General features: G+C 69.3%; 9 protein-coding genes. 3 read left to right on the top strand and 6 right to left on the bottom strand.

The window, feature by feature from the left end:
• Together purM and purF are read right to left on the bottom strand one after the other, a co-directional pair.
• Positions 1–920 (bottom strand): phosphoribosylformylglycinamidine cyclo-ligase (purM, locus tag ACWDOP_RS23215; RefSeq protein ID WP_456346738.1); only part of this gene is annotated, 920 nt, incomplete at its 3' end.
• A 465-nt stretch (positions 921–1,385) separates the two neighbouring features.
• Positions 1,386–2,951 carry an amidophosphoribosyltransferase gene (purF, locus tag ACWDOP_RS23210; RefSeq protein WP_454205834.1) on the bottom strand — a complete coding sequence of 522 codons (1,566 nt, stop codon included), beginning with the start codon at positions 2,949–2,951 and terminating at the stop codon, positions 1,386–1,388.
• Positions 2,952–3,064: 113 nt separating this feature from the next.
• On the opposite strand from purF, the gene ACWDOP_RS23205 reads away from it, so the two are divergent.
• Entirely contained in the window at positions 3,065–4,402 is a 1,338-nt protein-coding gene (locus tag ACWDOP_RS23205; RefSeq protein ID WP_456346737.1) for a YhgE/Pip domain-containing protein, read from the top strand.
• Positions 4,403–4,412: 10 nt separating this feature from the next.
• Here the strand turns inward: ACWDOP_RS23205 and ACWDOP_RS23200 are convergent, their stop codons facing one another.
• The 3 genes from ACWDOP_RS23200 to ACWDOP_RS23190 form a co-directional block, all read right to left on the bottom strand.
• Complete coding sequence (locus ACWDOP_RS23200; RefSeq protein WP_456346736.1) at positions 4,413–4,799, bottom strand: sterol carrier family protein; 387 nt, start codon at positions 4,797–4,799, stop codon at positions 4,413–4,415.
• Positions 4,800–4,853: 54 nt separating this feature from the next.
• Positions 4,854–5,546 carry a CPBP family intramembrane glutamic endopeptidase gene (locus tag ACWDOP_RS23195; RefSeq protein ID WP_456346735.1) on the bottom strand — a complete coding sequence of 231 codons (693 nt, stop codon included), beginning with the start codon at positions 5,544–5,546 and terminating at the stop codon, positions 4,854–4,856.
• Positions 5,547–5,854: 308 nt separating this feature from the next.
• Positions 5,855–7,624: an alpha/beta hydrolase gene (locus ACWDOP_RS23190; protein ID WP_456346734.1), complete on the bottom strand. Its 1,770-nt coding sequence runs from the start codon at positions 7,622–7,624 to the stop codon at positions 5,855–5,857.
• A 178-nt stretch (positions 7,625–7,802) separates the two neighbouring features.
• Between ACWDOP_RS23190 and ACWDOP_RS23185 the strand changes: the two genes are divergently transcribed.
• Entirely contained in the window at positions 7,803–8,054 is a 252-nt protein-coding gene (locus ACWDOP_RS23185; RefSeq protein WP_456346733.1) for a YiaA/YiaB family inner membrane protein, read from the top strand.
• Positions 8,055–8,382: 328 nt separating this feature from the next.
• Here ACWDOP_RS23185 and purL read toward each other — a convergent pair whose 3' ends face one another.
• Entirely contained in the window at positions 8,383–10,677 is a 2,295-nt protein-coding gene (gene purL, locus ACWDOP_RS23180; protein ID WP_456346732.1) for a phosphoribosylformylglycinamidine synthase subunit PurL, read from the bottom strand.
• Positions 10,678–10,882: 205 nt separating this feature from the next.
• Here purL and ACWDOP_RS23175 point away from each other — a divergent pair, with 205 nt between their 5' ends.
• Positions 10,883–12,232: a glycosyltransferase 87 family protein gene (locus ACWDOP_RS23175; RefSeq protein WP_456346731.1), complete on the top strand. Its 1,350-nt coding sequence runs from the start codon at positions 10,883–10,885 to the stop codon at positions 12,230–12,232.
• Positions 12,233–12,244 lie beyond the last annotated feature (12 nt).

Below are 12,244 nucleotides of genomic sequence, written 5' to 3'. Positions count from 1 at the left end.
CCCATGTTGAAGGTCTTCTCCATCTCGGCGCGCTCGACGCGGCCGCGCTGGGCGATGAGCTTGAAGACCGGGGCCGGGTTCCAGGTGCCGCGGTCGAGCTCGGCGACCATGCCGGCCGGGAGCACGCGGGCCAGGTTCTGGGCCAGGCCGCCGCCGGTGACGTGCGAGAAGGTGCGCACGTCGGTTTCGGCGATCAGGGCCAGGCAGTCCTTGGCGTAGATCTTGGTGGGCTCGAGCAGCTCTTCGCCGAGGGTGCGGCCGAACTCTTCGACGTGTCCGGTGAGGGACATGCGGTCGATGTCGAGGAGCACCTTGCGGGCGAGGCTGTAGCCGTTGGAGTGCAGGCCCGAGGAGCCCATGGCGATGACGACGTCACCCGCGCGCACGCGGTCGGGGCCGAGGACGGCGTCGGCTTCCACCACGCCGACACCGGTGCCGGAGATGTCGTAGTCGTCGGCGCCCATCAGACCCGGGTGTTCGGCGGTCTCGCCGCCGAGCAGAGCGCAGCCGGCCTGGATGCAGCCCTCGGCGATGCCGGAGACGATCTGGGCCACGCGCTCGGGGACGACCTTGCCGACGGCGATGTAGTCCTGCAGGAACAGCGGTTCCGCGCCACACACCACCAGGTCGTCGACGACCATGGCGACCAGGTCGAGGCCGACGGTGTCGTGCTTGTCCATCGCCTGCGCGATGGCGATCTTGGTGCCGACGCCGTCCGTGGAGGCGGCGAGCAACGGCTCCTTGTAGCCACCCTTGAGTGCGAACAGTCCCGCGAATCCGCCGAGGCCACCCTGTACCTCGGGCCGGCTGGCCTTCTTGGCCAGCGGTGCGAACAGTTCTACTGCGCGGTCGCCGGCTTCGATGTCCACTCCGGCCGCCGCGTAGGAAGCACCGGCGCCACTGGGTGTCTGTTCAGTCATTGTCGGGGAGAGCTCCAAGCCGAATCGGGGTGGATAGATGCGCTGCTCAGAATAGCCGATCCGCCTCCCCGCATATTTAGCGCACGGCCTGGGAGCCGTGACCTGCCGGGCACGCGTAGCAGCGGTTGGGTGGGGGTTCCATTCTGGGCGTACCCGAGGAGTTACCCCGATCGGAACGAAATCAGTTGTCGCCATCCGCAACGAGCTCCCCCGCCTCCCCGCATATTCAGCGCACGGCCTGGGAGCCGTGACCTGCCGGGCACGCGTAGCCGCGGTTGGGTGCGCAATCCACCCTGGACGTACCCCCGGAGTTACCCCGACCGGAACGAAATCGGTTGTCGCCATTCGCAACGACATTGACCGACATCGAACGGACAGTCCGTTCGGCGCCCATGACTCAGGGCGGAAATGCGAAAGCCCGCTCGCGATTGCGATCGTGAGCGGGCATTCGGGGGTGGCGTATCGCTACGGGCGGCTCAATGCGCTCGCATTCGCGTTGTCCGCCAAGAGGTCCGACTCCTTCGCGCCGCTGAGGACGCTTTCCAGGACGTTCTTGCCGATGGCGGACTCGGCGGGGAGCTCGATCGGGTACTGGCCGTCGAAGCAGGCGCAGCACAGGCGCGAGCGGGGCTGTTCGGTGGCGGCGACCATCTCGTCGATCGAGATGTAGCCGAGGCTGTCGGCGCCGATCGAGCGGCGCACGCCCTCGACCATGTCGTCGACGCTGGTGCCCGCGATGCCGCCGGTGCCCGCGCCGTTGGCGATCAGCTCCGCGCGCGAGGCGAAGTCGATGCCGTAGAAGCAGGGCCACTTGACCGGCGGCGAGGCGATCCGCACGTGGATCTCCAGGGCGCCGGCCTCGCGCAGCATGCGGATCAGCGCGCGCTGGGTGTTGCCGCGCACGATGGAGTCGTCCACCACGATGAGCCGCTTGCCGCGGATGACCTCGCGCAGCGGGTTCAGCTTGAGCCGGATGCCGAGCTGGCGGATGGTCTGGCTGGGCTGGATGAAGGTGCGCCCGACGTAGGCGTTCTTCATCAGGCCCTGCCCGTACGGCACGCCGGAGCCCTGCGCGTAGCCGACCGCGGCGGGGGTGCCCGATTCCGGGACGGGGATCACGAGGTCGGCGTCGACCGGGTGTTCCAGGGCCAGGCGGCGGCCGATGTCGACGCGGGTGGAGTGCACCGAGCGGCCGGAGATGGTGCTGTCCGGGCGGGCGAGGTACACGAATTCGAAGACGCAGCCCTTGGGGGTGGGGTTGGCGAAGCGCGAGGAGCGCACGCCGTCGGCGTCGATGGCCAGCAGTTCGCCGGGTTCGATCTCGCGGACGAAGGAGGCGCCGACGATGTCGAGGGCGGCGGTCTCGCTGGCGACCACCCAGCCACGGTCCAGCCGGCCCAGGCACAGCGGGCGGACCCCGTGCGGGTCGCGCGCGGCGTACAGGGTGTGCTCGTCCATGAAGGCGAGACAGAACGCGCCCTTCACGGTCGGCAGCAGCTCCATGGCGGCCTGCTCGATGCTCTTGTCCGCGGCGGCGTGCGCGAGCAGCGCCGTCATCACGTCGGAGTCGGAGGTGGCGGCGATCGGACCGGCCAGCCGGCCGCTGATGAGGCCGAGTTCGCGTGCGCGCGTGGCCAATTCGGCGGTGTTGACGAGATTTCCGTTGTGGCCCAGGGCAAGACCGGTGCCGACGGCGGTGGTGCGGAAGATCGGCTGGGCGTTCTCCCAGCTGGTGGACCCGGTGGTGGAGTAGCGGCAATGCCCAACGGCCACATGGCCGGGCATGGCGGCGAGGGTCTGTTCGTCGAAGACCTGGCTCACCAGGCCGAGATCCTTGAAGACCAGGATCTGCGAGCCGTCGGATACGGCGATGCCCGCCGCTTCCTGGCCCCGATGCTGCAGTGCGTAGAGTCCGTAGTACGTGAGCTTGGCCACATCCTCGCCCGGCGCCCAGACACCGAAAACACCGCATTCTTCGCGAGGTTCGTTCTCGGGCTGATCGGGGGTGGTGGCTTCGGGGGGCTGGGTCACCATGTGCTCCCTGTTAGGCGGGCGGGGGGCAGGACCCATCCTACGGGTAACCATCGTGCAACCCACCGCTGGGATAACCGGAACCGGACCGGTAATGCTGTTAGCGTTCGACGGTGGCGAGCACCGAGAATTCGGCTTCGAGTCCCAGGCCCCGGCACCTCACCCCGATTCGGTGGGCGCTGCCGATCGTGGTGGTCACGCTGCTGGCTTCGCTGCTGGGCGTGATGTACCTCGACTACATCGTCGATCCCGAGAAGAACCTGCACGATTTCCCGATCGCGCTGGTGAATCAGGACAACGGCGATGATCTGGGTACCCCGGAGCAGCCGCAGAAGGTGAACTTCGGCGATCAGGTCACCAAGGGCCTGCAGGACGCGGTGCCCTCGGACAAGATCGACCTCCGGGTGCTCGGCATCAACGAGGCGCAGCTGCAGATGCAGTCGGCGCAGGTGTACGGGACCATCATCATTCCGAGCGATTTCTCCAAGCGGCTCGGGATCCTGGGTGTGGGCAGCGTCATTCCCGGCGAGATCTCCAAACCCGTCATCACGCTGCAAACCAATCCGCGCACCGGCGCTTTCGCGACCGCCATCACGCAGAAGTTCGGTGAGCAGGCGCTGGCACAGGTGCAGGCGCAGGTGGGCAAGCAGCTCACCGAACAGGTCAAGGCCAAGCTGGCCCCGCCGCCGGGTGGGCCGCCCGCACCGGAACTGACCGCGGCGACCACGCTGGTGCTGGCGGAACCGCTGAACATCGTGGTCGATCAGTTCCGCCCGCTGCCCGGTGGTTCGGGCGAGGGGCTGACCGCGTTCTTCTACAGCCTGCTGTTGCTGCTGATCGGCATGGTCGGCGCGATGATCATTCATCAGCTGATCGATTCCGCGCTCGGCTTCCTGCCGACCGAGTGGGGTCCCTGGTACGTGCATTTCCCGAAGGCCCCGATCTCGCGGGTGCACACGCTGCTGCTGAAGTGGTCGGCGGTGGTGGTGATGTCGGTCCTGGTGTCGGCGGCCCTGCTGGGGATCGCCGAGGCGCTCGGGATGCCGATCGACAAGCCGCTGCTGCTGTTCATCTACGGGGCGTTCGTGATCACGGCGGTCGGGGTGACGTGCACCTCGACCCTCGCTGCGGTGGGCACGGCGGGCCTGATCATCAACCTGATCATCTTCATCATCCTGGGCCTGCCGTCCTCGGGCGGGACGGTGCCGATCGAGGCGACGCCCAAGTACTTCGGGTGGCTGGCCAATTTCGAGCCCATGCACCAGGTGTTCCTGGGCACCCGCTCGATCCTGTATTTCGAGGGCAACGCGCAGGCCGGATTGGCGCGCGGGTTCTGGATGTCGGCGCTCGGTCTCGCGATCGGCCTGGTGTTCGGTCTGGCGATCACCGCGTACTACGACCGCAAAGGCTTGGAGCGCAAGCCCGCCGCCGAGGCCGCGACCCCGGCCTGATCGGTTCGGCTCAGAGCGGGGAGATGGGCAGCCAGCGGGCGATGTCGCCGGCGCGGCTGCCCGAGGCGGTCAGCGCCCCCGAATCGAGCGCGGCATCGAAGGCCAGCAGTCCGGTGGCGAGCAGAAGCCAAGTGCGGGCGTCGGTTTCGACCACGTTGGGCGGTGTCCCCCGCGTGTGCCGCAGCCCTTCGATGCACTGCACCGCCACGTACGGCGGCACCCGCACCTCGACCGAGCCCCCGGGTGCGTCCGCCGCGAGGGCCCGCGCGGTACCCCGGACGGCCGCGCCCAGTTCCTTGCGTCCGGGTGCGGCGGCGGTCTCGTCCCGCAGCCACTCCCCCACCGCTTCGACGGACGCCCTGACCTCGGCCGGATCGACCTTTCCTCGTGCTGCCACGTTCGAGAGGCTACCGGCGTGGCCCGACAGAGGTCCTCGCGGCGGGCTCGCAGTTCAGGGCAGCAGATCGTCCTCGCCGGCGCGCGTGGTGTCCGCGTCCGCCGGCGGCTCGACCGGGGTCGAGTCCGAGTGGACCGGCGGGGTGAGCAGCCGCGCCACGATCGGCAGCGCCGCACCCCCGGCGTTGATCGCGGTGTGCAGCAGCGCGGGCGCGAGCGCGCTACCGGTCCGCTCGTAGAGGTGGTCCAGGACGACCCCGGCCAGGGCGGTGACGCCGACGGTCGCGGCCACCGGGTCGCCCGCCGACCGCGCGGGGCGGACGTGCACGAGTCCGAAAGTCAGCGCCCCCAGCCACTTTCCGGGCCGGCCCAGCCGCTCGCGCAACAGCGGCGTCAGCGTCGCGCGAAAGACCAGTTCCTCCGCGTAGACGGTCCCGATCGGGATGTGCACGGCGGTCCATTCGGCGGCGGAGACGTCCGGCCCGCGATCGGCCAGCTCGGCCAGGTGCCGCCGCACTCGTGGAATGGCAAGTGCCGCACCGTAACCGCCCACGACCACGCCCGCCGCGACGGCCCCGGCTCCGAGCCCGCGCCGCGACATCCACCGCGGCCGCCCACCCAGCGCGAGCGCGTACGCGGTGGCGAACACCGCGTTGGCGGTGGTCCGCCCCCGCACGTTCAACCCGAGCGCGGGCAGCACGGCATTGCTCCACACGACCGGAAGCCCCACCGCCACAGCAAGTCTCATCCCGACCGCAAGTGTCGAAGCCGGTTCGTCCCAGCCGTTGCCCGACTGGGGAATCGACCCGCCCGTTCGCGCCGTCACCGCGCCTGCCCCGCGCGCGCCCGGACCTCGCCGGTCCGCCTGCTGTCGTACGTGGTCGATGCGAGCCTCTCGACACCCGCGCAGACCGGCCGAATCACGGTGCCGGGAGGGGGTTTCGGCGAATGCAGGCGGGTACCGGCCGAACGTCGCTGCGTCGCCGAGGCAGCGGGCAGGTCGTGCGGCGACCATCCGCGGCCCGTTCGGACCTCACCGACCCGGCGGGGCACGGGTTACTTCACCGTTCGTTCGAACATCTCGGCCAGTTCGATCTGGGTGCGGATCTTCTCGCCGAGTTCGGGAGTCCAGTCGGGTGGGGCGGCGATCGAGGCCCAGCCGTCCAGGACCAGGGAGCCGTAGCGGTGGCCGTGGCCGTCGCTGACGCCCTGGGCGTTGGTGAGGTCGGCGGCCACCTGCCAGAAGGTGACGAAGGGCCACCAGCGCATCTGCGACGAGACATCGGAGCCGCGTGGCTCGGAGAGCCAATCCGGTTGCGACGTCAGCAGATCGGTGGACCACCAGACGATCGGGTCGGACGGGTGCATGAGGTAGGCGATGCGGGGGCGGCGCCAGTCGTCCGAGGGCTGGGCCAGGTCGTCGGCGTCGGCGGCGAAGCGCACGACCAGCCCGTCCGCGTAGATGGGCTGTACCTCGCGGGTGCCGGGGTCGCGGCGCGAGATGAACTGCTCCCACAGGCGATTGGAGTTGGGCGGGCCCACCCAGAGCGCGCCGTCGACCTTGGAGCGCAGGTCGGCCAGGCCGGTGAAGGCCGCTTCGGAGCCCTGCGACCCCAGGCTCTCGCCGTAGACCAGGAGTTTGGGCCTGGCCTCGGGCGGGCGCTGGGACCAGCGCGCGTAGACCGCGTCGAACATCTTCTTCCCCGCGACGGCCACCTTCTCGCGGTCGGCGAGGAACGACAGCACGCTGGGCAGGTACGAGTACTGCGAGGCCAGAATCGCGGTGTCGCCGTTGTACATGTACTCCAGCGCCGCGGCGCTCATGGTGTTGACCCAGCCGGTGCCGGTCGTGGTGACGATGACCAGCACCTTGCGGTCGAAGGCCCCGGTGCGTTCGAGTTCGGCGACGGCCAGCTCTTCCTCGGTGATCTCCGGGGTCGCGGACTGCAGCCCGACGTACACCCGAATCGGCTGGCGCGCGGGCTTTCCGGTGGCGGCGGTGATCAGCATGGGGTCGGGCCCGTGCGAGACGAACCAGCGTCCCTCCGAGCCCAGGGTCTCCCACGCGGCGAGCGATTCCGGGCTGCCGGAGCGTTCGGGCAGCGTCGGCTGCACGGCGAAGGGCGTCATCCGGTCGTTGCGCGCGCTGAACGCGGAGTTGGCGACGCTGAAGAAGGCGCGGGTGGCGACGCCGTTGAACAGCGTGACGATGAGCACGGTGAGCAGCAGCGCGCCGGTCGCGGGCGCGAGCCCGGGCGGGATCCGCACCCAGCGGCTGAGCTGGCGGCCGGTGAAGCGCACCAGTTCGCGAATGGTGCGGTAGGCCGCGACGACCAGCGCGCCGACCGCGAAACTGAGTGCGCCCGTACGCAGGTAGGCCGCGCGGGTGGTGCCTTCCATGCCCATGAGGCTGGTGATCTCGCGCTGCCAGTCCGCCGACAGCACCAGCATGTAGGCGGCGACGAGCGCGCAGGTGAGCACCACCGCGACCTTGACCGCGTAGCGCACCCATTCGGGCGGCCCGCCGAATGTCAGGCGCGGCCGGATCCACATGCGGAACAGCCACTGCAGGATGCAGCCGACGCCGTAGCCGAGCGCGGCGTTGATTCCGGAGATGAGGCCCTGGAACAGCCAGTCGCGCGGTACCAGCGACGGCGTGACCGACCAGGCGAAGAACAGTGTCGCGAACACCAGGCCGGTGTGGTTGAGGTCGATGATCTCCTCGACGCGCCTGGCGACCACCGCGACCCGCCGTCCCCAGCCGTGCCTGAACACGGCCGCGCCCCTGATGCGCAGCCGTCTCAAGGCACGACCGGTGTCCAGCACCCGATCAGTATGGCCGCACCCCGCGCGAATCCGGGGACTTGCGCGTGTGAGAGCCACCATCGCGGCAACGTGGCGGGTATCGCTCGCCGGCGGGCGCCGCGCCCGTTGCATCTACCCAGCGCCACTCGAGTAGTTGTACGGGGTCGGCGACGGCACCGGCGCAGCAGACTCAAACCCCATGAGCACCAACGGCCCACAGACCAAGAGCACCATGGCATTTCTGGCCCAGGCCGCCATCGCCTTCGTAGTCAGCTTCTCCGCCACCATCATCGGGATCGTCAAACTGCCGCTGGACATCTGGCAGCGCGGGTTCCTCGCGATGACGGCCCTGTTCCTGGTGAGCAGCACCTTCACCCTGGCCAAGGTCATTCGCGATATGCACGAGGCCCAGCGCCGCAACGGCGAGAACGGCCTGCCATGGTCCAGCTGACGCTGACCCGCCTCCCCGAATATTCAGCGCCCGGCTGAGAGCCGTTGCCGGCTGGGCACGCGTGGTGCGGTTGGGAGCAAGCACCATTCCGGGGGTACCCCCGGAGTTACCCCCACCGGAACGAAACCAGTCGTCGCCATTCCGACCGAAACCATTCCGGCTTGCCTGGAGCGCTATGGCCCCGCCGGCCGACGTCGGTTCCGCGGCGCAGGCGGATGCGGAAGGGCCACTCGCCCATCAGAATTCGCTGATCGTGGCGAAGACAGAACCACCCCGCCATACCCGGTTGTTCGAGGGGTCCGGGTCCGGCGGGGTGGTTTCTGTTATCTCAGTGTTCGAAGGCGCCGAAGAGGGCGGGGAGGGTGCCCTCGAAGGTGGTGCGGAGCTCGGTCAGGGGGACGCTGAACTGGCCCTGTACCTCGACCGAATCGGAGCCCTGGTCGACCACGCCGATCCGCACCCACGGGAGTTCGCGGGCGTCGAGCATCTGGGTGAAGCGGATCTCCTCCGAGCGCGGGACGGCGACGAGCACGCGGCCGGCCGACTCGGAGAACAGGGTGACGAACGGGTCGGCGCCCTCGGGAAGAATGAGGCGGCAACCGGTTTCGCCCGCGAGCGCGGCTTCCACGACGGTCTGGATGAGCCCGCCCTCGGACAGGTCGTGGGCGGCGCTGATCATGCCGTCCCGCGATCCGGCGGTGAGGATCTCCGCGAGCAGCTGTTCGCGTGCGAAGTCGACCTTGGGCGGCACGCCGCCGAGGTGATCGTGCACGACCTGCGACCAGATGGAACCGTCCAGCTCGTCGTGGGTCTCGCCGAGCAGGATCAGCGTCTCGCCAGGCTCGAGGCCCAGCCCGGACGGAATGCGGCGGTGCACGTCGTCGATGACGCCGAGCACGGCCACGACCGGGGTCGGCAGGATGGCGTCCTGGCCGGTCTGGTTGTAGAAGGACACGTTGCCGCCGGTGACCGGAATGCCCAGGGCCACACAGCCGTCCGCGAGACCGCGCACGGCCTGCTGGAACTGCCACATGACGCCCGGGTCCTCGGGGGAACCGAAGTTGAGGCAGTTGCTGACGGCCTTGGGGGTGGCGCCGGTGGTGGCGACGTTGCGGAAGGCCTCGGCCAGCGCGAGCTGCGCGCCGGTGTACGGGTCGAGCTTGGTGTAGCGGCCCGAGGCGTCGGTGGCGAGGGCGATGCCGCGGCCGGTCTCCTCGTCGACGCGGATGACGCCGGCGTCGGCGTTCTCGGCGAGCACGGTGTTGCCGCGCACGTAGCGGTCGTACTGCTCGGTGATCCACTTGCGCGAGCACAGCTGCGGGCTGGCGAGCATCTGCAGCAGGGTGGCGCGCAGTTCGTCGCCGGTCTGCGGCCGGTTCAGCGCCTTGGTGGAGTCGGCGACGAGGGCGTCCTGGTAGTCCGGGCGCTGCACGGGGCGCTCGTAGACCGGGCCGTGGTGGGCGACGGTGCGCGGCGGCACGTCGACGACGACCTCACCGCGCCAGGTGATTTCGAGGTGCTCGCCGTCGGTGACCTCGCCGATCACGCTGGCGTTGGTCTCCCACTTCTTGCAGATCGCCATGAACCGCTCGACGTTCTCGGGCGCGACCACGGCGCACATGCGCTCCTGGGATTCGCTCGAAAGAATCTCGGCGGCGGACATGTTGGCGGCGCGCAGCGGGACCTGGTCGAGGTCGATGCGCATGCCACCGGAGCCGGCGGCCGCGAGTTCGGAAGTGGCGCAGGAGAGCCCGGCGCCGCCGAGGTCCTGGATGCCGACGACGACGCCGGAGTGGTACAGCTCGAGACAGCACTCGATGAGCACCTTCTCGGTGAAGGGGTCGCCGACCTGCACGCTCGGGAGCTTCTTACGGCCGGAACCGGATTCGTCGCCGGAGAAGGTGTCCGAGGCGAGCACGGACACGCCGCCGATGCCGTCGAGGCCGGTGCGCGCGCCGAACAGAATGATCTTGTTGCCCTCACCGGAGGCGAAGGCGAGCTTGAGGTCCTCGACCCGCATGACGCCCGCGCACAGCGCGTTGACGAGCGGGTTGCCCTGGTACGAGGCGTCGAACACCGTCTCGCCGCCGACGTTCGGCAGGCCGAGCGAGTTGCCGTAGCCGCCGACGCCGCGCACCACGCCGTCGACCACGCGCCGGGTGTCCGGGTGGTCGGCCGCGCCGAAGCGCAGCTGGTCCATGACGGCGATCGGGCGCGCGCCCATGGCCATGATGTCGCGGACGATGCCGCCGACGCCGGTGGCCGCGCCCTGGTAGGGCTCGACGTAGGACGGGTGGTTGTGCGATTCCACCTTGAAGGTGACGGCCCAGCCGTCGCCGATGTCCACCACGCCCGCGTTCTCACCGATGCCGGCGAGCATGGCGGACTTCATCTCCTCGGTGGTGGTCTCCCCGAAGTAGCGCAGGTGCACCTTGGAGGACTTGTACGAGCAGTGCTCGCTCCACATGACCGAGTACATCGCCAGCTCGGCATCCGTCGGCCGGCGGCCGAGGATTTCCTTGATGCGGGCGTACTCGTCGTCCTTGAGGCCGAGTTCCTTGTAGGGCTGCGGGAGGTCCGGGGTGGCCGCGGCGTTGCTGACGGTATCGACGTGGCTGGTCACGGGAATACCAGAGTCCTTTCGGCCGGGCAGGTGAGAACCGAGAGCCGGCATGCTGGATATCGGCGAGATACGCAGGTGAGTCTAGTTGCCGCCTATTTCCTGCCCGCGCCCACCTGCTGATGTGTCCGCGAGCACAGTGGACCCGGTTCCGGTCGTGGTCGAGCCGCGCACCTGAGCCGGCGAGCGCACCCATTACTCTTGGCCCGTGAGCGATCGATCCGGGCTCGCGGATCCGGCGAAGCCCGTGACCGCGCCAGAAGGTAGGACGTGGCTGACGCGGCAGCAGGCGGTCCTGCTCGCACTCGCGGTGGCCATGTTCGCGCTGTCGTCGAAGATCGCCAACGACAAGGCCTGGCACGGCTACATCGATCTGCAGGTGTACCGCAACGGCGGGCGCGCGCTGCTGGACGGCAAGGATCTGTACGGGCAGATGCCCGAGGTGTTCGGCATCGGACTGCCCTTCACCTATCCCCCGCCGGCCGCGTTCTTCTTCGCCCCGCTGGCGGTGATGTCGCTCGACGTCGCCGAGTGGGTCGTGCTGATCTCGTCCATCCTCGCGCTGGGGCTCACGCTGTGGGTGGTGCTGCAGCGGCTGCGCCCGAACCTGACCGGCGCCACTCGCGTCGCCGTCGTCATCGGCGCGACGGCCCTGGCGCAGGGGCTCGAACCGGTCTGGCAGACCTACGGTTTCGGGCAGATCAACCTGATCCTGATGGCCGCCATCACCCTGGATTGCCTGGTGCGTCAGCCTTTCTGGCCGCGCGGCATGCTCATCGGCATCGCGGTGTCGGTGAAGCTGACCCCGGCCGCCTATCTGCTCTATTTCCTGCTGCAGCAGGATTGGAAACCGGCCCTGGCCCGGGCGCGCGCGGCGGGTCCGCTGCTGTCGGCGCAGGGCCTGGTGGCGCGGTTGCGCACGGTGCCGGTGCCCGCGTACACGATGGTGGCGTCGGTGTTCGGCGCGATCGCGGTGGGATTCGCGGTGGTGCCCCGGGATTCGGTGGAGTACTGGTTCACCACCCTGTTCGACACCTCGCGGATCGGGCATCCCGAGTTCGCGGGCAATCAGTCGCTCAAGGGCTTCGCGTTCCGGCTGGGCGTGTCCGACACGGTGGCCAACATCGTCTGGCTGTCGCTGTCGCTGCTGACCGTGGTGCTGGCGATCATCCTGATGCGCCGGTTGTTCCGCGTCGGCGCGAACGCGGCGGCGCTGATGGTGAACGCCGGTATGGTGCTGCTGATTTCGCCGGTGTCCTGGTCGCATCACTGGGTGTGGGCGGCGCCCGCGCTGTTGATCGCCGCGAACGCCATTCTGCGCGGGCGGCGCGATCCGCTGTTCCTGCTCGCGTTCGTGCTCGCGATCGTCGCCTTCACGGTGCAGCCGCAGTGGCTGCTGCCCTTCGATCACGGCATCGAGCTGACGTGGTCGTGGTGGGAGCAGATCGTCGGCAGCAGCTACGTGCTGCTGACGCTCACGATCTTCGTGGTGGCGGCGTTCACGTATCGGCCGGTCCGCGAGGCAGAGCCCGAACCCGTCGCGAGCGCGGCGGCCTGACTCCTTATTACG

It is taken from the genome of Nocardia sp. NPDC003693, from assembly GCF_053981095.1.
This window is presented reverse-complemented; position numbering and strand designations above follow the sequence as displayed.

Coding starts and splice junctions, on each gene's coding strand:
- ACWDOP_RS23195 (WP_456346735.1), bottom strand. CDS start 5,546: ATGAGACTTGCTGTGGCGGTGGGGCTTCCGGTCGTGTGGAGCAATGCC.
- ACWDOP_RS23185 (WP_456346733.1), top strand. CDS start 7,803: ATGAGCACCAACGGCCCACAGACCAAGAGCACCATGGCATTTCTGGCC.